The organism is Bradyrhizobium sp. (assembly GCF_016219575.1).
In the GTDB taxonomy this organism is placed as follows: domain Bacteria; phylum Pseudomonadota; class Alphaproteobacteria; order Rhizobiales; family Xanthobacteraceae; genus Bradyrhizobium.
The window spans coordinates 49,380-70,914 of record NZ_JACRMG010000039.1 but is presented as its reverse complement, the minus strand read 5'-3'; the positions used below and the strand labels follow the sequence as shown (position 1 = coordinate 70,914).

The following is a 21,535-nucleotide window of genomic DNA, read 5'->3' as shown; positions in this document are numbered from 1 at the left end:
ATCTTATCGCTTCGATCATTAAAATCAACTTCCCCTGATGGGATAGCCTGCTTAGATTGCTTCCAATCCCCTCAGGAAACGACCGCCAGGAGACGATCATGGACGACAGAACAAAATGCCCGTTCACGGGCAGCCGTGGACATTCGAACCGCGAATGGTGGCCGGATGCGCTGGACATTTCGGTGCTTCACCGCAATTCCACTTTGTCCGATCCGATGGACGCGGCGTATGACTACGCCAAGGAGTTCAAGTCTCTCGACCTCAAGGCCCTCACCCGGGACCTGCGCGCCCTGATGACGGACTCGCAGCCGTGGTGGCCGGCGGATTTCGGTCACTATGGCGGATTGTTCATCCGCCTGGCGTGGCACGCGGCGGGCACCTACCGCATCACCGACGGCCGCGGAGGCGCCGGCGCCGGACAGCAGCGCTTTGCGCCGCTGAACTCCTGGCCGGATAACGCGAACCTCGACAAGGCGCGCCGCCTGCTGTGGCCGATCAAGCAGAAATACGGCCGCAAGATTTCCTGGGCCGACCTGATGGTTCTGGTCGGCAACGTCGCGCTGGAATCCATGGGATTCAAGACGTTCGGTTTCGCGGGCGGCCGCGCCGATGTCTGGGAGCCGGAGGAGCTCTACTGGGGCCCCGAAGGCTCGTGGCTCGGCGACGAACGCTACAGCGGCGAACGCCAGCTTTCCGAGCCCCTCGGCGCCGTGCAGATGGGCCTGATCTACGTCAATCCGGAAGGTCCTAACGGCAATCCCGACCCGCTCGCGGCGGCCAAGGATATCCGCGAAACCTTCTTCCGCATGGCGATGAATGATGAAGAGACCGTCGCGCTGATCGCCGGCGGCCACACCTTCGGCAAGGCCCACGGTGCCGGCGATCCGTCGCTGGTCGGACCGGAGCCGGAAGCCGGCGCGCTGGAAGATCAGGGCCTGGGGTGGAAGAGCAAGCATGCCACCGGCATCGGCGCCGACGCCATCACCGGCGGCCCGGAAGTCACCTGGACGCAGACACCGACGAAGTGGAGCAACCACTTCTTCAAGAACCTGTTCGAGAACGAGTGGGAGCTGACCAAGAGCCCGGCCGGCGCGAAGCAGTGGAAGGCGAAGAATGCCGAAGCCACGATCCCCGACGCCTTCGACCCCTCGAAGAAGCATGTGCCGACCATGCTGACCACCGACCTGTCGCTGCGCTTCGATCCCGCCTACGAAAAAATCTCGCGGCGCTTCTACGAGCATCCCGACCAATTCGCGGACGCGTTCGCGCGCGCCTGGTTCAAGCTCACCCACCGCGACATGGGCCCGATCCAGCTCTATCTCGGCCCGCTGGTGCCGAAGGAGACGCTGATCTGGCAGGATCCGATTCCGAAGCTCAATCACAAGCTGATCGACGCTCGGGACATCACCGCCCTGAAGGCGAAGATCCTGGCCAGCGGCCTGTCGGTGGCGCAGCTCGTCTCGGCTGCGTGGGCATCGGCGTCGACCTTCCGCGGTTCGGATAAGCGCGGCGGCGCCAATGGCGCGCGCATTCGCCTAAGCCCGCAGAAGGATTGGGAAGTGAACAATCCGGCTGAGCTCGCCAAGGTGCTGGGCAAGCTCGAGGCGGTCCAGGCCGCCTTCAACAAGTCGGCCAAGGGCGGCAAGAAGGTGTCGCTGGCCGACCTGATCGTGCTCGGCGGTGCCGCCGCGGTCGAGAAGGCCGCGAAGGCCGCCGGCGTCAACGTCAAGGTGCCGTTCACGCCGGGACGCATGGACGCCTCGCAGGAGCAGACGGACGCCGATTCCTTTGCGCCGCTGGAGCCGCGCGCCGACGGCTTCCGCAATTATGTCAGCGGCAAGCGGCTTCAGTTCATGAAGCCCGAGGAGGCGCTGATCGATCGCGCGCAACTGCTGCGGATGACGGGTCCGGAGATGACGGTTCTGGTCGGCGGTTTGCGCGTGCTCGGCGCCAATGCCGGCGGATCGAAGGCCGGCGTTTTCACCAAAAAGACGGGTGCGCTGACCAACGACTACTTCGTCAACCTGCTCGACATGGGCACGGTCTGGCACCCGACCGGGGAGAATTCCTACGAGGGCCGCGACCGCAAGACCGACGCGGCGAAGTGGACCGGCACCCGCATCGACCTCATCTTCGGTTCGCACTCGCAGCTCCGCGCCTTCGCGGAAGTCTATGCGTGCAAGGACTCGAAGGAGAAGTTCGCCAAGGACTTCGTGGCGGCGTGGAGCAAGGTGATGGACCTCGACCGCTACGACATTGTTCGTCGCTAGAACCGATCGCCGGTAGTTTGACCGGCAGGCGAACCGGGTGCAGGGATGACCTGCACCCGGTTTTCTCTTGCCTAAACGCCGAGGGTGCCGGCCTTGGCGGCCGCAAAGCGCTCGCCGATCACCTTCCAGTTCACCGTGTTCCACCACGCCTTGAGATAGTCGGCGCGGCGGTTCTGGTAGTTGAGGTAATAGGCGTGTTCCCACACGTCGTTGCCGAGCAGCACGCGCTTGCCGTCCATCATCGGATTGTCCTGGTTGGGACGCGTCTCGATGGCGAGCTTGCCGTCTTTCGTCACGGTCACGAACACCCAGCCGGAACCGAACACCCGTCCGCCGGCCGCATTGAAGTCGGTCTGGAATTTCTCCATGCCGCCGAGGTCGCGGTCGATCGCGGCCAGCACGTCGCCTTCCGCCTTGCCGCCGTTGGGGCCCATGATCTGCCAGAACATGGTGTGGTTGGCATGACCGCCCATGCTGTTGCGCACGCCGGTGCGGATCGCTTCCGGCACGTCGTTGAGATTGCCGAGGATGTCCGGTACCGGCTTGGCCGCGATCTGCGGGTTGTCCTTGGCGAAATTGTTCAGATTGGTGATGAAGGCCTGATGATGCCGGTCGTGATGGATTTCCATCGTCCTGGCGTCGATATGCGGCTCCAGTGAGTTGGCGGGATAGGCGAGCGGATCGAGCTTGAACGGACCCGCCGGTGCCATCTGCCCCTGCGCGAACACGATACGCGGGGCGGCGGCAGCGGCGATGATACCGGTAGCGGCGAACATGAGATGGCGCCGGGATAGGGTTGACATTGGTTTCTCCTGTCAGGGGCGGGTCTGCTGTGCACAACGCGCGACAGCGCGATGAGATACGCGGGAGGCGTCATACCCGTTTTCGAATGCAGTCACGGTGACGCTGCGGCGGAATCGCGCAGGCTATCCTAGGGGCGCAGCGGGTGAGGGAACAAACAAAAAGGGCGGCCTTGCGGCCGCCCTTTCCGGATTGTGATGTCGCAGGCGCCTATTCGCCGGCCGCTTCCCGCGGCGCGGGAGCCTCGGACTTGCCCTTGGCCTCGAGATCCTCGCCGGTGGCCTGGTCGACCGCCTTCATCGACAGCCTCGTCTTGCCGCGGTCGTCGAAGCCGAGCAGCTTGACCTTGACCTTGTCGCCTTCCTTGACGACGTCGGAGGTCTTCTGCACGCGGGCCGAAGCCAGCTGGCTGATATGGACCAGGCCGTCGCGGGCGCCGAAGAAGTTCACGAAGGCGCCGAACTCCATCACCTTGACCACGGTGCCTTCGTAGATCTGGCCGACTTCCGGATCGGAGGCGATCGACTTGATCCACTTGATGGCGGCCTTCATCGCCTCGCCGTCGGCGGAGGCGACCTTCACGGTGCCGTCGTCCTCGATGTTGATCTTGGCGCCGGTCTTCTCCACGATCTCGCGGATCACCTTGCCGCCGGTGCCGATCACTTCGCGGATCTTGTCGGTGGCGATCTTGAAGGTCTCGATGCGCGGCGCGTATTCGCCGAGTTCGGCGCGCGCAGCGGTGAGGGCCTTGGACATCTCGCCGAGGATGTGGATGCGTCCGTCCCTGGCCTGGCCAAGCGCGACACGCATGATCTCCTCGGTGATGCCCTCGATCTTGATGTCCATCTGCAGCGAGGTGATGCCGGCTTCCGTGCCCGCCACCTTGAAGTCCATGTCGCCGAGATGGTCCTCGTCGCCGAGGATGTCGGACAGCACCGCAAAACGCTTGTCCTCGAGAATGAGGCCCATCGCGATGCCCGCGGTCGGCCGCTTCAGCGGCACGCCGGCATCCATCAGCGACAGCGAGGCGCCGCAGACCGATGCCATCGACGACGAGCCGTTGGACTCCGTGATCTCCGACACCACGCGGATCGTGTAGGGGAACTCATGGTGCGGCGGCAGCACGGGATGGATGGCGCGCCAGGCGAGCTTGCCATGTCCGGTCTCGCGCCGCTTGGTGCCGCCGAGACGGCCGGTCTCGCCGACCGAGTAGGGCGGGAAGTTGTAGTGCAGCAGGAACTGCTCCTTGTACGTTCCCGACAGCGCGTCGATGTACTGCTCGTCCTCGCCGGTGCCGAGCGTGGTGACCACCAGCGCCTGGGTCTCGCCGCGGGTGAAAAGCGCCGAGCCATGGGCGCGCGGCAGCACGCCGACCTCGTTGACGATGTTGCGCACCGTCTTGACGTCGCGGCCATCGATGCGGCGGCCGGTGTCGAGGATGTTCCAGCGGACGATCTTGGCTTCCAGTTCCTTGAACACGCCGGCGACGCGGAGCTTGTCGTATTTCGGCTCCTGGCCTTCCGGGAAGTAGTGCGCCATCACCTTTTCCTTGGCGGCGCCGACAGCGGCGTAGCGCTGTTGCTTCACCGGAATGGCGTAGGCGGCGCGCAGCTCCTGCTCGATCATGCCGAGCATTTCCTTCTCGATCGCCGAATTGTCGATGACCGTGACCTCGCGCGGCTCCTTCGCCGCCTTTTCCGCCAGATCGATGATCGCATTGATCACCGGCTGGAAATGGCGGTGGCCGAACATCACGGCGCCGAGCATGACGTCTTCGTTGAGCTCCTTGGCTTCCGATTCCACCATCAGCACGGCGTCCGCCGTGCCGGCGACGACGAGGTCGAGCTGGGTGTCGACCATCTCGTCGAGCGTCGGGTTGAGGATGAATTCGTCGTTGGCGAAGCCGACGCGGGCCGCTCCAATCGGGCCCTTGAACGGTGCGCCGGAAAGCGTCAGTGCGGCGGAAGCCGCCACCAGCGCCACGATGTCGGGATCGTTCTCCATGTCATGCGACAGCACGGTGACGATCACCTGGGTCTCGTTGCGCCAGCCGTCGACGAACAGCGGACGGATCGGGCGGTCGATCAGGCGGGAGACCAGCGTCTCCTTTTCGGTCGGCCGGCCTTCGCGCTTGAAATAGCCGCCGGGAATGCGGCCCGCGGCATAGGTCTTTTCCTGGTAGTCGACGGTGAGCGGCAGGAAGTCCACGCCCTCGCGCGGCGTCTTCGCCGCCACCACGGTGGCGAGCACGACGGTCTCGCCATAGGTCGCCACCACGGCGCCGTCGGCCTGCCGGGCGATCTTGCCGGTCTCAAGCTTGAGGGGACGTCCACCCCAATCGATTTCCACGGAATGCTTATTGAACATATCGGTCTTCTTTCATGGGTTCACGAAAGGCCGTCCGCCCAAAAACAAAAAGACCATGCGCAAGATGGCGAGATGCTGATCGAAAATGCCGATCAGCATCCGGCGATCCTGCCATGGTCTTGATGTCTCGGATGGCGTCCATCCTCTCGTCAGTCTTGGGCACCTTGCCCGGTCCAGCGGCCGGATTGCTGCTGGACGCTTGCTTTGCGCATGACCCGTCATGTCTTTCGGGGTCATGGCCTTGTGCATGATCGTCTTTCGGGAATCGAAAGCCGGATCTTCCGTAAAGATCATGCGAAAACGCGCGCCAGCGGCGCGCGTCGTGACGTGCTCAGCGACGGATGTTGTGCTTCTCGAGCAGCGCCTTGTAACGCGCCTCGTCCTTGTTCTTCAGGTAGTTGAGCAGGGAGCGGCGCGTCGACACGAGCTTCAAGAGGCCACGGCGGGAATGGTTGTCCTTCACGTGGGTCTTGAAATGGTCGGTGAGGGCGTTGATGCGTTCCGACAGGATCGCAACCTGCACCTCGGGAGAGCCGGTATCGCCGGCCTTGGTGGCATTGGTCTTGATGACTTCCGCTTTGCGTTGCGCGGTAATCGACATCGTCAACTTCTTTCATCGTTGCGGCCGGAGCTGGCAACCAGCCCGGTCAGGTTGAACACGCGCTTGGGGATGAGTTCGCCATTGCCCAGTTCGGCAAGCGCCAAAAGCCGGCCTGCCACCGTGACATAGACTGTGCCGCTACTATTGGGCGCATCCCGTCCGCGCAACAAAACGGCCTGGCCCCGATGGAGCCTTGCCGCATCCGCCCGTGTGACGGCCAGTGCCGGGATGTCGTCCAGCGCGGTCTCAACGGGCAGGAGCGCGTCGGCGAGGCTTCCCTCGCCGGACGCGGCTCTATTGCACAAAGCCTCCAATTCTTCCAGCGGAATCATGTCCGCTTCGGTAAACGGGCCCACCAAGGTACGGCGCAGCTCGCAGATATGGCCGAAACAGCCCAAAATCCGGCCGATATCGCGGGCGAGCGCCCGCACATAGGTTCCCTTGCCGCACTCGGCCTCGAACACCGATCGGTTGCTATCTAGTTGTTCTACAAGGGATAAATAGTGAATCTCGATCGGGCGGGGCGCCAGCTCGACCGTCTCGCCGTCCCGCGCCAGGTCATAGGCCCGCTCGCCCTGCACCTTGATGGCCGAATATTGCGGCGGGATCTGCTCGATCAACCCGGTAAAGCGGGGCAAGAGGGCCGAAATCGCCTCCGCCGTCGGGCGCAACTCGCTGGTCCTGACCACCCGGCCCTCGGTGTCGTCGGTGTCGCGCTCCTCGCCCCAGCACACCGTGAAGCGGTAGCGCTTGCGGCCGTCCATCACGAAGGGAACGGTCTTGGTGGCCTCGCCGAGCGCAATCGGCAGTCCGCCGGAAGCGAGCGGATCGAGCGTGCCGGCATGACCGGCGCGCTTGGCATTGAACAGGCGCTTCACCACGGCCACGGCCTGGGTCGAGGTCATGCCGATCGGCTTGTCGAGCACGACCCAGCCATGGACGTCGCGGCGGTCGCGCTTGACCTGCTGCTGCTTGTTGCGCGGATCGTTGTTGGTGCGGCGCGGCTCGCGCTGCGCATCCGGAAAAATATTTTCGTTGGCGTCGCGGGCTTGCGCATTCTGCGCATCCGGCGCGCTGTTCGCCGTGGTCACGGTCATTCCTTGTCGTCCTGTCCGGGTGCGAGGTCTCTCTGCACCGCAGGTGTTCGCAGTAATTTCTCGATCCGTTCCGCTTCGTCGAATCGCTCGTCGGCGCGGAATCGAATCTCAGGTGCAAATTTCAGGTTAACGCGGTGTGCGATCTCGCCGCGCAGATACTTCTTGTTGCGGTCGAGTGCAGCAATCACGAGCTCGGTGTCGCGTCCGCCGAGCGGCATCACGTAGACGGTCGCAAGCTTGAGGTCGGGTGACATCCGCACTTCCGGCACGGTGATGATGTGGCCCTCGAGGTCCGCGTCATGCACGCTGCCCTGTGCGAGGATATCGGCCACCGCATGCCGTACCAGCTCGCCGACGCGCAATTGCCGCTGCGAACCGCCGGGGGCGGAGCCCTTCTTCTGATGATGCCGAGGCATAACGGTTTTCTCAAAACCGCCATGGCCCGCGCGATTGCCGGGCGATGGCGTCTTTCTCGTTTCAATCGGGACAGGGCGTGGATGGCCGGAACGCGTCCGGCCATGACGCCCTTAGTTCAGTTCGCAAAAAATCCAGTCGCTTTGTAAGATTCGGACTTACAGCGAGCGCTGGATCGTCTCCACACGATAGCACTCGATGACGTCACCGGCGCGCATGTCGCCGTAGTTCTCGAACGCCATGCCGCATTCCTGGCCGGACTGAACTTCCTTCACTTCGTCCTTGAAGCGCTTCAGCGTCGACAGCTTGCCTTCGTGCACGACGACGTTGTCGCGAATGAGGCGCACGTTGGCACCGCGTTCCACGGTGCCGTCGGTGACGCGGCAGCCCGCGACCTTGCCGACCTTGGAAATGTTGAAGATTTCCAGGATCTGCGCGTTGCCGAGCATGGTTTCGCGCAGCGTCGGCGCGAGCAGGCCCGACATCGCCTTTTTGATGTCGTCGACCAGGTCGTAAATGATGTTGTAGTAGCGGATCTCGATGCCGTTGCGCTTGGCCGCTGCCGCCGCTTCCTTGTTGGCGCGGACGGAGAAGCCGATGATCGCGGCGTTGAAGCCTTCGGCGAGCGTCACGTCGGACTCGGAGATGCCGCCGACGCCGGCATGCAGGATGCGGGCGGCGACTTCCTCGGTGCCGAGCTTTTCCAGCGAGCCGAGGATCGCTTCCAGCGAGCCCTGCACGTCGGCCTTGACGATCAGCGGGAATTCCTTGCGGCCCGCGGTCTTGAGCTGCGACATCATCTGCTCGAGCGAGCCGCGCATGCCCGAGATCGAGGCGGCGGCATTCTCGCGCTTCTGGTGCGCGCGGTAGCTGGTGACCTGGCGGGCGCGGGCTTCGTTCTCGACCACGGCGAGGCGATCGCCGGCTTCCGGCGGGCCGTTGAAGCCGAGCACCTCGACCGGCACGGACGGGCCGGCCTCCTCGAGATTCTCGCCCTGGTCGGAGATCAGTGCGCGGACGCGGCCCATCTCGGCGCCGGCCACGATGATGTCGCCGATGCGGAGCGTACCGCGCTGGACCAGCACGGTCGCCACCGGACCGCGGCCGCGGTCGAGCTTGGCCTCGATCACGGTGCCTTCGGCGGGACGCTGCGAATTGGTCTTCAGCTCGAGGATGTCGGCCTGCAGCGCGATCATTTCGAGCAGGCGATCGAGGTTGGTCTTGTTCTTGGCGGAAACCTCGACGTCGACGACGTCGCCGCCGAGCGATTCGACCTGCACCTCGTACTGCAGGAGCTCGGTGCGCACGCGCTCCGGCTTCGCATCGGGCTTGTCGATCTTGTTGATCGCCACGATCATCGGCACCTTGGCCGCCTTGGCGTGGTTGATGGCTTCCACCGTCTGCGGCATGACGCCGTCATCGGCCGCCACCACCAGCACGACGATGTCGGTCACCTTGGCGCCGCGGGCGCGCATCGCGGTGAACGCGGCGTGGCCGGGCGTGTCGATGAAGGTGATCTTCTTGCCGCTCTCGGGCGAGGTCACCTGATAGGCGCCGATATGCTGGGTGATGCCGCCGGCTTCGCCGGACACCACATTGGCGTGGCGCAGCGCGTCGAGCAGCGAGGTCTTGCCGTGGTCGACGTGACCCATCACGGTCACCACGGGCGAACGCGGCTCGGTGTCGGTGGAATCGTCGACCGCGTCGAACAGGCCTTCTTCCACGTCGGAGGCGGCGACGCGCTTGACGGTGTGGCCGAGTTCCTCGGCGATCAGCTGCGCGGTATCGGCGTCGATCACGTCGGTGATCTTGTGCATCGCGCCCTGCTTCATCAGCATGCGGATGACGTCGACCGCGCGCTCCGACATGCGGTTGGCGAGTTCCTGGATCGTAATCGCTTCGGGAATAATCACTTCGCGGATCAACTTTTCCTTGGCTTCGTTCGACGCATGGCCCTTCAGGCGCTGGGTGCGGCGGCGGAACGAGGCGATCGAACGCTCACGCACTTCGTCGGCGTTGAGCGCGGTGGTCACGGTAAGGCGGCCGCGCTGCTTCTGCGGGCCGGGCTTGTGGGTGGTCTTCGGCGCGGCGGCGGGGCGGATTGCGCCGCCGGGACCGCGGCGGATCTGTCGCGGACCGTCGTCCTCTTCGACTTCGACGGCAATGCCGGGCGCCTTGACGGAAGGGGGCGTACGGACGGTCGTCGTCGCAGGCTTGGCCGTCGCGGCAGGCTTTGCTGCGGCAGCCTCGGCTTCGCCGAAGCGGCGCTTGGCTTCCTGCTCGGCCTTGCGCTTGGCCTCTTCCTCGTGGCGATGCCGCTCTTCCTCGGCCTTGCGGCGGGCTTCGGCGGCCTCGCGTTCGGCCTGCTCGATGCCTTCGCGGCTGGCGCGGCGCTTGGCTTCCTCTTCGGCGATCCGGCGCTCTTCTTCCTCGCGCACCTTGGCATCGGCGAGCGCGCTGGCGCGGGCGGAACGTTCATCCTCGGTCAGCGTGCGCAGCACGACGCCGGAACCTGAGCGCGGTGCGGCCGGCGCGGCAGGACGTCCACCCGGCGCAGGCCTGGCGGGGGCGGCCTTGGCAACGGGCTCTGGCGCGGGTGCTTCGCCAGGCGAGGCTGCCTCGCCGGGCAGGCGGCGCTTGCCGCGCTTTTCAACCACAACCTGCTTGCTGCGGCCGTGGCTGAAACTCTGGCGCACGGTGCCGGTCTCGACCCGCGGCTTCAGCGTCAGGGTCTTGCTCGGCATGCTCAGCTTGTCGCCAGGCGTTTTGGTATCAACCATTCAGCAGTCCTAATCTCGTTACGCTGTGCGCATCGCGCACATTTGATTGCAGTGTGTCGCGAGCTGGATGACGTCGAATCGTCATCCCGCCCTATCGTTGTTTGAGCATGATCCCTTCGGAAAACCGGTCCCCACTTTTCCGGATCATGCTTCAGAATTCTTTGCCGCCCCCGGCCGTCTTGTCGTCGTCCGCCATCCGGTATCGGACCAGGATCTGGCTACGCGACAGGAAGGTCTTGCCCGCCGGGCCCGCGAGCAGCGCAGCATGTATCACATTTGACCGCCCTAGTGCCAAATCCAATTCTGCGGATGTCAGCACGGTGACAATGGGGAAAGGCGCGGATTCACCATGATTCCCGCCCCTTTGCCTGACGATGGCGTCCAATTTGCGGATTCCATCGGCCGCCCCGTCCGAGGCATGGATCAGGGCCGATACCCCGGACTTGGCCGGCCCCCCATGGAGGGCCTCCTCGACCTTGGCAAAGCCCGCCACCACCTGGCCGGCCTTTGCCACCATGGCCAGCGCCTCGATGGCGCTCTTGACCAGCAGTTTTTCGGTATCGGAGGCCAGGGTCTGCGCGGCGCGGACGTCGCGCTTGAACCCACGGCTGAATTGGTTACGCCGAACCGCTTCCGCAACCCGCGTCCGGGAGGCCGAAATCCAGAGACCGCGGCCCGGCAATTTGCGCTTCAGGTCCGGAATCACCTCGCCTTGCGGCGACAGGACGAAACGGATCAGCTCGTCGACGGGGCGAACCTCGCGGCTGACCGCGCACATCCGCATCGTCGCGGACCTGTCGGTCCGCGGCCCGTTGTCGAGTTCGGGGCTGGCGATGGCGAGCATGCGCGGGGCATCTCCCTAAGCCGCTTTATCTGGCGCGAATCCTTGACGCAAAACCGGTCTCCACTTCTGCCGAACGCGCGGCTCAGGCCGCCGGCTGGTCTTCGGAGGCTTCGGCCTCCGCAGACTGCTTGGCGAGCTCTTCCTCGGTGATCCAGCCCGCCTTGACGCGCGCCTGCATGATCAGGGCTTCGGCGTCTTCGCGGGAAACCTCGATCCCGTCGAGGAAGCCGGCATGCTTGACGGGCTCGGCTCCCTCCTTGCGTTCGGTCCAGCCGACGAGGTCGTCGGTGGCGCAGCCCGCGAGGTCCTCGACCGTCTTGACGTCGTTCTCGCCGAGCTTGACCATCATCTTGGAATTGATGCCGGGGACATCCTTTACGTCGTCCTCGACGCCGAGTTCCTTGCGGCGGCTTTCCAGCTCGGCTTCCAGCGCCTCGAGATATTCCTTGGCGCGGTTCTGCAACTCGTTGGCGGTTTCCTCGTCGAAGCCCTCGATGCCGGCGAGCTCGCGCACGTCGACCAGCGCCAGTTCCTCGACCGAGGTGAAGCCTTCCGACGCCAGCAGCTGACCGACGACCTCGTCGACATTGAGCGCTTCCATGAAGACGCGGGTCGAATTCTCGAAGTCGGCCTGGCGGCGCTCCGATTCCTCCTGCTCGGTCAGGATGTCGATGTCCCAGCCGGTGAGCTGCGAGGCGAGGCGGACGTTCTGGCCGCGGCGGCCGATCGCCAGCGAAAGCTGGTTGTTGGTGTCGGGCACCACGACCTCGATGCGCTCGCGGTCCTCGTCGATGACGACCTTGGCGACTTCGGCCGGCGCCAGCGCGTTGACCACGAAGGTCGCGATGTCGGGCGACCACGGAATGATGTCGATCTTCTCGCCCTGCAGCTCGTTCACCACGGCCTGCACGCGCGAACCGCGCATGCCGACGCAGGCGCCGACGGGGTCGACGGAGGAATCGCGCGAGACCACGCCGATCTTGGCACGCGAGCCGGGATCGCGGGCGACCGCCTTGATCTCGACGATGCCGTCATAGATCTCCGGCACTTCCTGCGCGAACAGCTTCGCCATGAATTGCGGATGGGTGCGGGAGAGGAAAATCTGGGGCCCACGGGTTTCGCGGCGGACGTCGAAGATGTAGGCGCGGACGCGGTCGCCGTTGCGGAACACCTCGCGCGGCAGCATCTCGTCGCGGCGGATGATGGCCTCGCCGCGGCCGAGATCGACGATCACGCTGCCATATTCGACGCGCTTGACCACGCCGTTGACGATGTCGCCGATACGGTCCTTGAATTCCTGGTACTGGCGGTCGCGCTCGGCTTCGCGCACCTTCTGCACGATCACCTGCTTGGCGGATTGCGCGGCGATGCGGCCATATTCCAGCGGCGGCAGGGTGTCGGCGATGGTGTCGCCGATCTGCGCGCCCGGATTGGCGCGGCGGGCATCGGCCAGCGAGATCTGGTTGGCGTGGTTCTCGACGTTCTCGACGACGAGCATGTGGCGCGACAGCCGCAGCTCGCCCTTCTTGGCGTCGATCTCGGCGTGCACGTCGGTCTCGCTGCCGTAGCGGGCGCGCGCCGCTTTCGCGATGGCGTCCTCCATCGCGGCGATCACGATCGAACGGTCGATCGACTTCTCGCGCGCAACGGCGTCTGCGATCTGCAGCAGTTCGAGTTTGTTGGCGCTGACTGCCATGGTCTAGTCTCCTTCGGTAGGATCGATTTCGCCCCTGCGCGCGCGTTCGGCGGCGAGGCGGTGTTGCTTGGTGTTCTCGGGTAGCGGCTTCTGGCTGTTCGGAAGAGTCTTGGGATTCTTCTTGGGATTCCTGGGCTTGTGGCCCTTCGACAGATCGCGCCTGGCATGTTCGGGCAGCGGCGGCGCCAGCCCGAGATCCCGGCGCATCTCGCGCTCGGCGGCCTTGCCGCGCCGCATCGATTCCGCGACCAGCTCGTCGGTGAGGACGAGACGCGCATCGGCGATCTCTTCGATGACCAGCAGTACCTCGGCATCTTCGCCGGCCTTCAAATCGTCGCGCCGGATGCGCACGGCATTGCCTTCGACGCCGGCGATCGACCCGCGAAAGCGCTTGCGGCCGTGGGCTGCAACCGCCATCTCGATCTTCACGAGATGGCCGGCATGGCGCTCGAAATCGGACCTGCGCACCAGCGGGCGGTCGATGCCCGGCGAGGAAATTTCCAGCCGATAGGCGCGCTCGATGGGATCGGCGATGTCGAGCACCGGGGACAGCGCCCGCGACACCGCCTCGCAATCCTCGATCAGCATGGTTCCGTCCGGCCGCTCGGCCATGATCTGCACCGTGCAGCCGGCTTCGCCGGAAACGCGGGTGCGGACGAGGCGATAGCCCATCCCCTGTAGCACCGGCTCCGCAATCGCCGACACCCGCGCCGCCATCCCCGGCTCGACCACGAGGCGTGGCTCGGCCAGCAATCCGGCATCCATTGAAGGCGCGGTTCGATCGGTCATCAGCAGCGTCAAGTTCGCTCGTTTGTGCAGGTTTGACAGGGCCTTAGGCCTGGGCCCGGCCGGCTCCCCGAACAGCCGCCGCGCCCCGCTTCGGGCCGGCCTCGTTCAGGTAATAAAAAAGAGCGGGTCCCGGGGGGCCCACTCTCAATACGCGATCGTATGAGACATGTAAGTTGCTGCCGATATAGCGGTTTTGCCGCAATCCGGCAAGGCCCAATAGACGTCGAGACCCGTCAACAGGCCCCGTTAAGCAAGAATTCAGCTCGCTTCGGGCCGATTTGCTCCGAAACGCTTCGTTCATCTCGCCTGCCTAGATTGCCCAGCAACCCGGCAAAGTGCGCCGGGTTGAGTAGGTTTGATGGCTCTCGCGACGTCGCTGATCCCCGGGCTCGATGAAATCGTCAGGGGTGACGATCCGAACCGTCGTGCCGATGCGGCGCGGCGGATCGCCGAGCTGTTTTTCGAAGGTGCGGCCGGCTTTCGGCCTGAGCATGTCGAGTTCTTCGACGGCATCCTGATCGGGCTCGTGCCCGGCACCGAGCTGACGATCCGCGCCGACATCGCCGAAAAGATGGCTTCCGTCGCCAATGCGCCGCGCAACCTGGTCGGCAAGCTCGCGCGCGAGGACGAGATCATGATCGCGGGTCCGCTGCTGCGCCGCTCCCCCGTCATCGACGAGAAGGTGCTGGTCGAGATCGCGCGCGAAAAGGGCCAGGAGCATCTGCTTGCCATGGCGGAGCGGCCGGCGCTTTCGACCGGCTTGACCGACGTCATCGTGCGCCGCGGCGACCGCGAGGTGGTGCGCCGCGCGGCGGGCAATTCGGGCGCTGCGTTCTCCACAACCGGCTATGCGGCGTTGATCAAGCGCGCCGGCCAGGACGGCGTGCTGACGCTCACCGTCGGCCAGCGCGACGATCTCTCCGACGACAATCTCAAGGAACTGCTCGCCGGTTCGATCGACGCCGTCCGCCGCCGGCTGCTCGAAGCGGCAAAACCCGGCAGGCAGGCCGCGATCCGGCAGGCGATGAGCGACATCTCCGGCCTGATGGTGCCGGTCGAAGGCCACCGCAATTTCGAGCCGGCGCAGCTCGCCATCCTGGCGCTGCACACTTCCGGCAGGCTCAACGAAAGCGCGCTGCTCGAATTCGCGAAGGCACACAAATACGAGGAGTCGATCGCGGCGCTCTCGGCGATGTCGGGCGTGAAGATCGCAACGCTCGACCGGCTGATCTCGGGCGACCGCTACGACCCGATCCTGATCGTGAGCAAGGTGATCGGGCTCGAATGGGCCACCGTGCGCGCGCTGATCCTGCTGCGGCTCGGCCCGAACCGCGTGGCCTCGCCGGCCGATATCGAAGGCGCCCGCGTCAATTTTGCGCGGCTGATGCCGTCCACCGCCGAGCGGGTGGTCACCTTCTGGAAGACGCGCCAGGCGGCGTAGTCCTGCAATCAGGAATTGCTCCCCAAGCCCAAAGTAGCGGGCTATGCTCCCGGCCAAGGCGCGATACAGCGCCGGCAGGGAGAATGCGATGCTGACGGAAGCAGAGGTTGAAGCGCACGCCGGTCGGATCCGCGACGACGGCTACACCGTGATCGAACGCGCCGCGAGCGCAACGCTGGTCGATGGCCTGAAGCGGGCGCTGGACCGGGTCGAGCGCGAGCACGATCTCGGTTACGCCAAAACCTCGTTCGAGGGATTCAAGACCGTTCGTATCAACAACCTCCTCACCTATGACGACATCTTCTGGGAGGTGCCGCTGCATGAGAACGTGCTGCCGGTCGTCGAGCGTGTGCTGGACCGGGAGTGCCTGTTGTCGTCGTTCTGCTCGCTGGTGCTCGGCCCCGGCCAGGAGGCGCAGCCGATCCATGAAGACACGCAGCTGATCCCGTTGCCGCGGCCGCACATCCCGATCACGCTGAATGCGATCTGGGCGCTGTCGGATTTCCGCGACGACAACGGCGCGACGCGCATCATCCCGGGCAGCCACAAATTCGATTCCTCGCCCGAATACGGCAAGGACTACGACGCCGTCACCGCGACCATGCCGGCCGGCAGCGTCATGCTGTTCGACAGCGCGCTGTGGCATGGCGGCGGCGCCAACACGTCGGACGCGCGGCGCTACGCCTTCTCCTGTGCCTATTGCTGGGGCTGGATGCGGCAGCAGGAGAACCTGCAGCTCGGCATTCCCCGCGAAACCGCCGCGCGATTCCCGCGCCGCCTGCAGGAGCTGTGCGGCTACAGCGTCTACAAGGGACAGTTCGGCCACATCGACAACCATGATCCGATCGAGCTGCTCGGCCGCGAGCGCGGCAAACGCATGGTGTGGGAAGCCACCGACGTGAAGAAGGCGCGGACGGCGGGGCAATAATCTATCCGCGTCATGGCCGGGCTTGTCCCGGCCATCCACGCCTTTGTTTCCGCACGGCTGGTAAGACGTGGATGCCCGGGACAAGCCCGGGCATGACGAGTTGATAGAGCCCGCGCCGCTTACACTCTTCTGAATCGCAAATACGCCGCCACGCGTCCCTCGCGCTCGGCCTTCCTGCCGTAGCGCGTCATGGTGTAGCCGTCCCACGGCTGCTGCCAGTCGGTCGCGCGCTCGGCGGTCCAGACGAAATCCGGCGAGCGCAACAGATGCGACAGCGTCCAGGCGCAGTAATCGTCGATGTCGCTGACGAAACGGAATTCACAGCCCGGCTTGATGACCCGCGCCATCGCGGCGACGGTAGCATCCTGCACGAAGCGGCGCTTCCAGTGCCGCCGCTTCGGCCAGGGATCGGGATGGATCAGGTCGATCCGTGCCAGCGAACGCGGCGGAGCCCAGGCCAGCAGCTCGGCCGCATCGCCGGCGAACAGGCGGATGTTGGCGATGTTGTGCGCCTCGATCTGCGCGAGGATCTTTGCCATCCCGTTCACATAGGGCTCGCAGCCGATGAAGCCGATATCGGGAAAGGCCAGCGCCTCCGCGGCCAGATGCTCGCCGCCGCCGAACCCGATCTCGAGCCTGACATCGCCGAGCGGCCGGTCGAAGATCTCGGCAAGCTGCGCCGGCGCGGGCGAGGAAATGTCCAGCGCCAGCCGCGGCAGCAGGCTTTCGATCAGGTCGGCCTGATAGGCGCGCAGCTTGTGGCCCTTGCGCCGGCCGAAGAACGAGCCTTGCCCGTGCGCATGCTCGCGGTCGGGATTGGAGGGGCGCATCATCATCGGAGCGTCTGGAAAAGCCGGTGCAGCAGCCGCGCCCGCGGCTCGATCGAGGAGATGTACATCTGCTCGTAATGGGTATGCGCGCCTTCGCCGTCGACGCCGAGCCCGTCGAGGGTTGCGGTATGGGGCGCGGTGAAATTGCCGTCGGAGCCGCCGCCGGTGGAGATGTCGACCAACTCGAAGCCGAGCTCTGCGGCCAGCCCCTTCGCGTGCTCGAACAACGCCGCGCCCGCATTGCTCTTCTCGTAGGGAGGCCGGTTCAGCTCGCCGGTCACTGTTACGCTGACGCCGTCGGTGCGCGACGTCAGGCCGAGGATTTTCGCCACCAGCTCTTCAGCATCGGCAAGCGTCCGCACCCGCAGGTCGACTTCGGCATAGGCCTCTTCGGCGACGACGTTCGGCCGCGTTCCCCCTTTGACGACGCCGACATTCACCGTAATGCCGCGTGACGAATCGTTCAGCGCGTCCAGTGCATGAATCACATTGGCGAGTTCACGGATGGCGCTGCGGCCGTCCTGCGGCCTGCTGCCGGAATGCGAGGGCACGCCCTTCAGGAACACCTCGAAGCGTCCCACCCCCTTGCGCCCCGTCACCACCCTGCCGCCGTCGCGCGCGGGCTCCGTCACCAGCACGTATTTCGCCCTTCGTCCTTCCGCCTCGATCAGCGCGCGCGAGGTCGGGCTGCCGATCTCCTCGTCGGAAACAAAGAGCTGGGTGATGCCGAGCGGCGAGCGGGCGGGATCGGCGCAGATTTGCCGGAACGCGTGATAGGCGAGGTAGGCGCCGCCCTTCATGTCGTAGATGCCGGGACCATAGGCGCGGTCGCCATCGATCTTGAACGGCAGCCGTTCGATGAAGCCCAGGGGATGCACGGTGTCGTGATGGCTGAGCACGAGAATGCCCGGCGCGTCCTGGCCCCATGCCGAACGCGCCACCAGGTGATCGCCGCAGCCATCGCGCCCGGCGATGCGTTCGACGCTCGCCGGCAGGTCGGCATAGCCTTGGGCTATCAGATCGCCGAGCCTGTCGACCTGTGCCGTCGCTTCCGTCGGCGTCTCGATCTCGACCCAGCGGCGGATGCCGTCGAGGATGTCCAAAGCGTCGAAAGGATTGCTTGTTATCGCTGCCATTGGCCGTCTTCTTTGCGAAGTCAGCCAATGTCATGCGCCAGTGGGCCGACGGGCGTCAATCCTGCCGATCCAGGGCGTTTTCAAGCGAAAGCCTGCCCCGCACTTGATGCGGGGTGGATACCGGTTCGCGTAAAGAAAACGCGCCAAATCAAAAGCCTGGGCGAATTTCAGGGATTCTGGCCGCTTTCCGCGGCTTCCCGGTCCGCGATCTGCTCGACCAGATCGACGATGCTGCGCCGGAGTTTCGAGTCGGGAATCCGCGTGAAGGCGCGCGTCAACGCAAGTCCTTCGGAAGTCGCGAGAAAATCGGCGATATAGGCGGGCGATGCGCTCTCGGCTGAAAACTCGCCATTGATCACGCCGCTCGGGCCGCCATCGAACAGGAAGGACACTGGCACCTGCAGCACTTCGGAAATCTGCTGCAACCGGCTCGCACCGACGCGGTTGGTGCCCTTTTCGTATTTCTGGATCTGCTGGAAGGTAAGGCCGAGAGCCTCGCCTAGCTTTTCCTGACTCATCCCGAGCATGATGCGGCGCATCCGCACGCGGCTGCCGACATATTTGTCAACAGGGTTCGGCGCTTTAGTCGACATTCTCCAACTCTCCTTGGGTTTTTAGCGCCGGAGATGCACCAGGTGCGTCAGGCGCGAAACCGTCACATTCTGCTCGGAGGGAAGGAGGCTTCGAACAATGAACTGACTGGTTGAATTCGGGGCGCACAATGCGAACTGACATGGCGTCCTGTCAACTGTTGGAACTTCGACGCGTTCTAAATTCCTTTCAAAATTCGGATTCTGAAATCGGCTTCAGAAATTTTGCCGCTTCGCGCGCCGGTACACGACGAAAATCAGGGCAATTGCCACCATTATCGCGGCAGGAATGTTCGAGAGCCGCGCATAAATCGTCGGCGCAATCGCAGAGGGCAGGTTGGCATCCAATACACCTTCGATGCCGAGGCCGAGTCGCGCGACGATTCGTCCCACCGGATCGATCACCGCGGAGATTCCGGTATTGGCGGCGCGCACCACCGGCAGGCCTTCCTCGATCGCGCGCAGTCGCGCCTGCTGCAAGTGCTGGTAGGGTCCGGTCGAGATACCGAACCAGCCGTCATTGGTCAGATTGATGATCCAGCCCGCGCGGTCGTCGCCTTCAGCGACTTTCCCGGGGAAAATCGCCTCGTAACAAATCAGCGGCAGCGCCCGCGGCGCATTCGGGACGTCGAGCGGGCGCCGGCGTGTGCCGGCGATGTAGCCGCCCTGCACCTTGGTGAGCTGGCTGAAGCCCAATTTTTCCATCCAATTCTGGAATGGCAGGTATTCGCCAAACGGGACCAGGTGGGTTTTGTCATAAACCGACAGCACGCTGCCGTCGTGGTCGATAACATAGATTGAATTATAGGCTCGGGTGACCGGCACTCCCGCCGGCGCATCGGCAGGCACGCGCACCGCGCCCGTGATCAGCACCGTGCCCTTCGGCAGCAGCTCTGCGATCTGCGCCATCGCGTCGGCTTCGCGGGTGAGGAAGAACGGGAATGCTGATTCGGGCCAGACCAGGATGCTGGCGTCGCGCACGCCGGTCGATTGCGGTCCCGAGGCGCGATCCGACAGCGTCAGGTATTTCTGCATCACCTCGCGCTTGGCGGAATAGTTGAATTTGACGTCCTGCTGCAGGTTGGGCTGCATGATGCGCAGCTTGACGTGCGACACCATCCTGGTCGGCAGCAGCGAAAGCCTGACCGCACCGAAAATCCCCAGCGCCAGCAGCGTCGCAAGCGCAGCCACTGGAACAATCCACGGTCTCCGCCGCGAGTTTGCCTCGATCAGCACCGCGGGGCTTGCGAAGATGGCAACAGCCAGGAACGTCATGCCCCACAGCCCGATCACGGAAGCGAACTGCGCCAGCGCCGGCGGCTCGGACAGCGCATAGCCGTAGGCGTTCCAGGGAAAACCCGTGAGCCAATGGCCGCGCAGCCATTCGCTCACCGTGAGCGCGGCCGCGAGCGCGAGAATCCGCGAGGCGTCGCTGGTCCACAGCAGCCGCGCCAGCGCGAAGCCGAGCGCCGGATAGAGCGCCAGATAGGCCGGCAGTCCCAGCACGGCGAAGGGCGACAGCCACGCGAAGGTCGGCGCATCGACGAAGAAGGCGTAGCCGGTCCAGTACAGGCCGGGCACGAAATAGCCGAAGCCGAAGCAGAAGCCGGACAACGCCGCCGCGGGCACGCCGCGCCATTTGCCGGCCGCAGCTCCATCGATCAGCCAGACCAGAACGGGAAAGGTCAGGAACAGAACGGGCCATGCATTGAACGGTGCCATGGCAAGTGCGGACAAGATGCCTGCGGCGAGCGCGATGCCGGCGCGCTTCCATCCCCAGGCGAGGATGATGGAAAGGGCGGCCGCGCGGAGTTTGTCGCTGGTCGTCACTGCGAAGCGGCTCCGTCGCCGGGGGGCGGCGGCGTTTCGCTGCCGGAGGATTGGGGCTGCTCCTGGGCGGCTTCGCGCCGGCTGCGTTCCTTGCGCGGGGCAGGGCGCTCCTTGCGCTGCGCGATGCGCAGTCGCTTGACGCGGCGCGGATCGGCATCGAGCACCTCGATCTCGAAATTGCCCGGGCCGGAAATCAGTTCGCCGCGCACCGGCAGGCGCCCGACATGGGAGACGAGAAAGCCACCCAGCGTCTCGACATCCTCGCCGGCCTCGCCGGTGACGAATTCCTCGCCGATCACGTTGCGGACGTCGTCGAGGCTGGCGCGCGCATCCGCAATGAAGGAGTTGTCGGGCTGGCGCACGATCGCCGGCGGCTCGTCGCTGTCGTGCTCGTCGTCGATCTCGCCGACCACCTGCTCGACGATATCCTCGATCGACACCAGCCCGTCGGTGCCGCCATATTCGTCGACCACGAGCGCGAGGTGGACGCGCGTGGCCTGCATCTGCGCCAGGAGGTCGATCGCCCGCATCGACGGCGGCACATAGAGCAGCTTTCGCGTGATGTTGGCTTCCGACAGCGGCAGCGCGAGGTCCACCGCGCGCAGGTCGAGCCCGGCGGGAAACGGCTTCTTGCGCCGCGCCTTGCCTGCATCGCTGACGCGCGCCCTGGCCGTCATGAAGGCGAGCAGGTCGCGGATGTGCACGATGCCTTCGGGGTCGTCGAGCGTCTCGTTGTAGACCACCAGCCGCGAATGCGCCGCGCTCTCGAACAGGCTCATCAATTCGCCGAGTGGAATGTCGCGCTTGACGGCGACGATGTCGGCGCGATGCACCATCACGTCGGCGATGCGCCTCTCATGCAAAGAGAGGATGTTGCGCAGCATGGTGCGCTCGATGACGGAGAAGCCGACGTCCCCCGGCGTCGTGGCGTCGAGCACCACTTTCAGGTCGTCGCGCACCGAGCCGGCCTTCCAGCCGAACAGGGTGCGGATCGCGCGCAGCAGCCAGTTGTCGGAGGTCGGTCGCAGCACCTCGCCGTCCTGCACCACGGCCGGCAAATTGCCGGGGTTGCGCAGGCTTTCCTGGGTCTTCTCTGGACTGGATTCGGAATCCGGCATTTC

The 21,535-nt window shown here is 65.0% G+C and carries 18 protein-coding genes; 3 read left to right on the top strand and 15 right to left on the bottom strand.

Annotated features, from left to right (window positions below; translation table 11 throughout):
* The first annotated feature begins 98 nt into the window (after nucleotides 1-98).
* Nucleotides 99-2,270 carry a catalase/peroxidase HPI gene (gene katG / locus HZB49_RS28405; protein ID WP_291617455.1) on the top strand — a complete coding sequence of 724 codons (2,172 nt, stop codon included), beginning with the start codon at nucleotides 99-101 and terminating at the stop codon, nucleotides 2,268-2,270.
* A gap of 71 nt (nucleotides 2,271-2,341) precedes the next feature.
* On the opposite strand, the gene HZB49_RS28400 is transcribed toward katG, so the two are convergent.
* The 10 genes from HZB49_RS28400 to rimP form a co-directional block, all read right to left on the bottom strand.
* Nucleotides 2,342-3,073 carry a superoxide dismutase gene (locus HZB49_RS28400; protein WP_291617454.1) on the bottom strand — a complete coding sequence of 244 codons (732 nt, stop codon included), beginning with the start codon at nucleotides 3,071-3,073 and terminating at the stop codon, nucleotides 2,342-2,344.
* 208 nt (nucleotides 3,074-3,281) lie between these two features.
* Nucleotides 3,282-5,438 carry a polyribonucleotide nucleotidyltransferase gene (gene pnp / locus HZB49_RS28395; protein WP_291617453.1) on the bottom strand — a complete coding sequence of 719 codons (2,157 nt, stop codon included), beginning with the start codon at nucleotides 5,436-5,438 and terminating at the stop codon, nucleotides 3,282-3,284.
* Nucleotides 5,439-5,450: 12 nt separating this feature from the next.
* Entirely contained in the window at nucleotides 5,451-5,732 is a 282-nt protein-coding gene (locus HZB49_RS28390; protein WP_291617452.1) for a hypothetical protein, read from the bottom strand.
* Between the two features lie 37 nt (nucleotides 5,733-5,769).
* Nucleotides 5,770-6,039: a 30S ribosomal protein S15 gene (gene rpsO / locus HZB49_RS28385; protein WP_291617451.1), complete on the bottom strand. Its 270-nt coding sequence runs from the start codon at nucleotides 6,037-6,039 to the stop codon at nucleotides 5,770-5,772.
* 2 nt (nucleotides 6,040-6,041) lie between these two features.
* The gene (gene truB, locus HZB49_RS28380; protein WP_291617450.1) at nucleotides 6,042-7,136 is read right to left on the bottom strand and encodes a tRNA pseudouridine(55) synthase TruB; all 1,095 of its coding nucleotides are present in this window, start codon (nucleotides 7,134-7,136) and stop codon (nucleotides 6,042-6,044) included.
* Nucleotides 7,133-7,552: a 30S ribosome-binding factor RbfA gene (gene rbfA, locus HZB49_RS28375; RefSeq protein ID WP_291617449.1), complete on the bottom strand. Its 420-nt coding sequence runs from the start codon at nucleotides 7,550-7,552 to the stop codon at nucleotides 7,133-7,135. Before rbfA ends, truB begins: the two co-directional genes overlap by 4 nt.
* Nucleotides 7,553-7,708: 156 nt before the next feature.
* Nucleotides 7,709-10,330 (bottom strand): translation initiation factor IF-2, encoded by a 2,622-nt coding sequence (gene infB / locus HZB49_RS28370; protein ID WP_291617448.1) that lies wholly within the window; start codon nucleotides 10,328-10,330, stop codon nucleotides 7,709-7,711.
* A gap of 151 nt (nucleotides 10,331-10,481) precedes the next feature.
* A complete protein-coding gene (locus tag HZB49_RS28365; RefSeq protein ID WP_291617447.1) occupies nucleotides 10,482-11,174 on the bottom strand; it encodes an RNA-binding protein in 693 nt (230 codons plus the stop codon).
* 82 nt (nucleotides 11,175-11,256) lie between these two features.
* Nucleotides 11,257-12,870: a transcription termination factor NusA gene (nusA, locus tag HZB49_RS28360; protein WP_291617446.1), complete on the bottom strand. Its 1,614-nt coding sequence runs from the start codon at nucleotides 12,868-12,870 to the stop codon at nucleotides 11,257-11,259.
* A gap of 3 nt (nucleotides 12,871-12,873) precedes the next feature.
* A complete protein-coding gene (rimP, locus tag HZB49_RS28355; RefSeq protein ID WP_291617445.1) occupies nucleotides 12,874-13,659 on the bottom strand; it encodes a ribosome maturation factor RimP in 786 nt (261 codons plus the stop codon).
* 358 nt (nucleotides 13,660-14,017) lie between these two features.
* Between rimP and HZB49_RS28350 the strand changes: the two genes are divergently transcribed.
* Nucleotides 14,018-15,100, top strand: coding sequence for a DUF2336 domain-containing protein (locus HZB49_RS28350; protein WP_291617444.1), 1,083 nt, complete (start codon nucleotides 14,018-14,020; stop codon nucleotides 15,098-15,100).
* An 88-nt stretch (nucleotides 15,101-15,188) separates the two neighbouring features.
* The gene (locus tag HZB49_RS28345; protein WP_291617443.1) at nucleotides 15,189-16,028 is read left to right on the top strand and encodes a phytanoyl-CoA dioxygenase family protein; all 840 of its coding nucleotides are present in this window, start codon (nucleotides 15,189-15,191) and stop codon (nucleotides 16,026-16,028) included.
* Nucleotides 16,029-16,147: 119 nt separating this feature from the next.
* On the opposite strand, the gene HZB49_RS28340 is transcribed toward HZB49_RS28345, so the two are convergent.
* The 5 genes from HZB49_RS28340 to HZB49_RS28320 form a co-directional block, all read right to left on the bottom strand.
* The gene (locus tag HZB49_RS28340; protein WP_291617442.1) at nucleotides 16,148-16,864 is read right to left on the bottom strand and encodes a tRNA (guanine(46)-N(7))-methyltransferase TrmB; all 717 of its coding nucleotides are present in this window, start codon (nucleotides 16,862-16,864) and stop codon (nucleotides 16,148-16,150) included.
* A complete protein-coding gene (locus tag HZB49_RS28335) occupies nucleotides 16,861-17,994 on the bottom strand; it encodes a M20 family metallopeptidase (protein ID WP_291617441.1) in 1,134 nt (377 codons plus the stop codon). The genes HZB49_RS28340 and HZB49_RS28335 overlap by 4 nt, the downstream gene beginning before the upstream one ends.
* 167 nt (nucleotides 17,995-18,161) lie before the next feature.
* On the bottom strand, nucleotides 18,162-18,587 hold the full coding sequence (locus HZB49_RS28330) for a helix-turn-helix transcriptional regulator (protein ID WP_291617440.1): 426 nt from the start codon (nucleotides 18,585-18,587) through the stop codon (nucleotides 18,162-18,164).
* Between the two features lie 213 nt (nucleotides 18,588-18,800).
* A complete protein-coding gene (gene lnt, locus HZB49_RS28325) occupies nucleotides 18,801-20,414 on the bottom strand; it encodes an apolipoprotein N-acyltransferase (protein ID WP_291617439.1) in 1,614 nt (537 codons plus the stop codon).
* Complete coding sequence (locus tag HZB49_RS28320; RefSeq protein WP_291617438.1) at nucleotides 20,411-21,532, bottom strand: hemolysin family protein; 1,122 nt, start codon at nucleotides 21,530-21,532, stop codon at nucleotides 20,411-20,413. The genes lnt and HZB49_RS28320 overlap by 4 nt, the downstream gene beginning before the upstream one ends.
* Between the last annotated feature and the right edge of the window lie 3 nt (nucleotides 21,533-21,535).

Excerpts from the sequence above, each read along its gene's own strand:
- HZB49_RS28340 (WP_291617442.1), bottom strand. The coding sequence starts at position 16,864 with ATGATGATGCGCCCCTCCAATCCCGACCGCGAGCATGCGCACGGGCAA.
- truB (WP_291617450.1), bottom strand. The coding sequence starts at position 7,136 with ATGACCGTGACCACGGCGAACAGCGCGCCGGATGCGCAGAATGCGCAA.
- HZB49_RS28400 (WP_291617454.1), bottom strand. The coding sequence starts at position 3,073 with ATGTCAACCCTATCCCGGCGCCATCTCATGTTCGCCGCTACCGGTATC.
- katG (WP_291617455.1), top strand. The coding sequence starts at position 99 with ATGGACGACAGAACAAAATGCCCGTTCACGGGCAGCCGTGGACATTCG.
- rpsO (WP_291617451.1), bottom strand. The coding sequence starts at position 6,039 with ATGTCGATTACCGCGCAACGCAAAGCGGAAGTCATCAAGACCAATGCC.
- HZB49_RS28350 (WP_291617444.1), top strand. The coding sequence starts at position 14,018 with ATGGCTCTCGCGACGTCGCTGATCCCCGGGCTCGATGAAATCGTCAGG.
- nusA (WP_291617446.1), bottom strand. The coding sequence starts at position 12,870 with ATGGCAGTCAGCGCCAACAAACTCGAACTGCTGCAGATCGCAGACGCC.
- HZB49_RS28335 (WP_291617441.1), bottom strand. The coding sequence starts at position 17,994 with ATGGCAGCGATAACAAGCAATCCTTTCGACGCTTTGGACATCCTCGAC.
- HZB49_RS28320 (WP_291617438.1), bottom strand. The coding sequence starts at position 21,532 with ATGCCGGATTCCGAATCCAGTCCAGAGAAGACCCAGGAAAGCCTGCGC.
- HZB49_RS28330 (WP_291617440.1), bottom strand. The coding sequence starts at position 18,587 with ATGTCGACTAAAGCGCCGAACCCTGTTGACAAATATGTCGGCAGCCGC.
- rimP (WP_291617445.1), bottom strand. The coding sequence starts at position 13,659 with ATGACCGATCGAACCGCGCCTTCAATGGATGCCGGATTGCTGGCCGAG.
- HZB49_RS28390 (WP_291617452.1), bottom strand. The coding sequence starts at position 5,732 with ATGATCTTTACGGAAGATCCGGCTTTCGATTCCCGAAAGACGATCATG.
- rbfA (WP_291617449.1), bottom strand. The coding sequence starts at position 7,552 with ATGCCTCGGCATCATCAGAAGAAGGGCTCCGCCCCCGGCGGTTCGCAG.
- HZB49_RS28345 (WP_291617443.1), top strand. The coding sequence starts at position 15,189 with ATGCTGACGGAAGCAGAGGTTGAAGCGCACGCCGGTCGGATCCGCGAC.
- HZB49_RS28365 (WP_291617447.1), bottom strand. The coding sequence starts at position 11,174 with ATGCTCGCCATCGCCAGCCCCGAACTCGACAACGGGCCGCGGACCGAC.
- infB (WP_291617448.1), bottom strand. The coding sequence starts at position 10,330 with ATGGTTGATACCAAAACGCCTGGCGACAAGCTGAGCATGCCGAGCAAG.
- pnp (WP_291617453.1), bottom strand. The coding sequence starts at position 5,438 with ATGTTCAATAAGCATTCCGTGGAAATCGATTGGGGTGGACGTCCCCTC.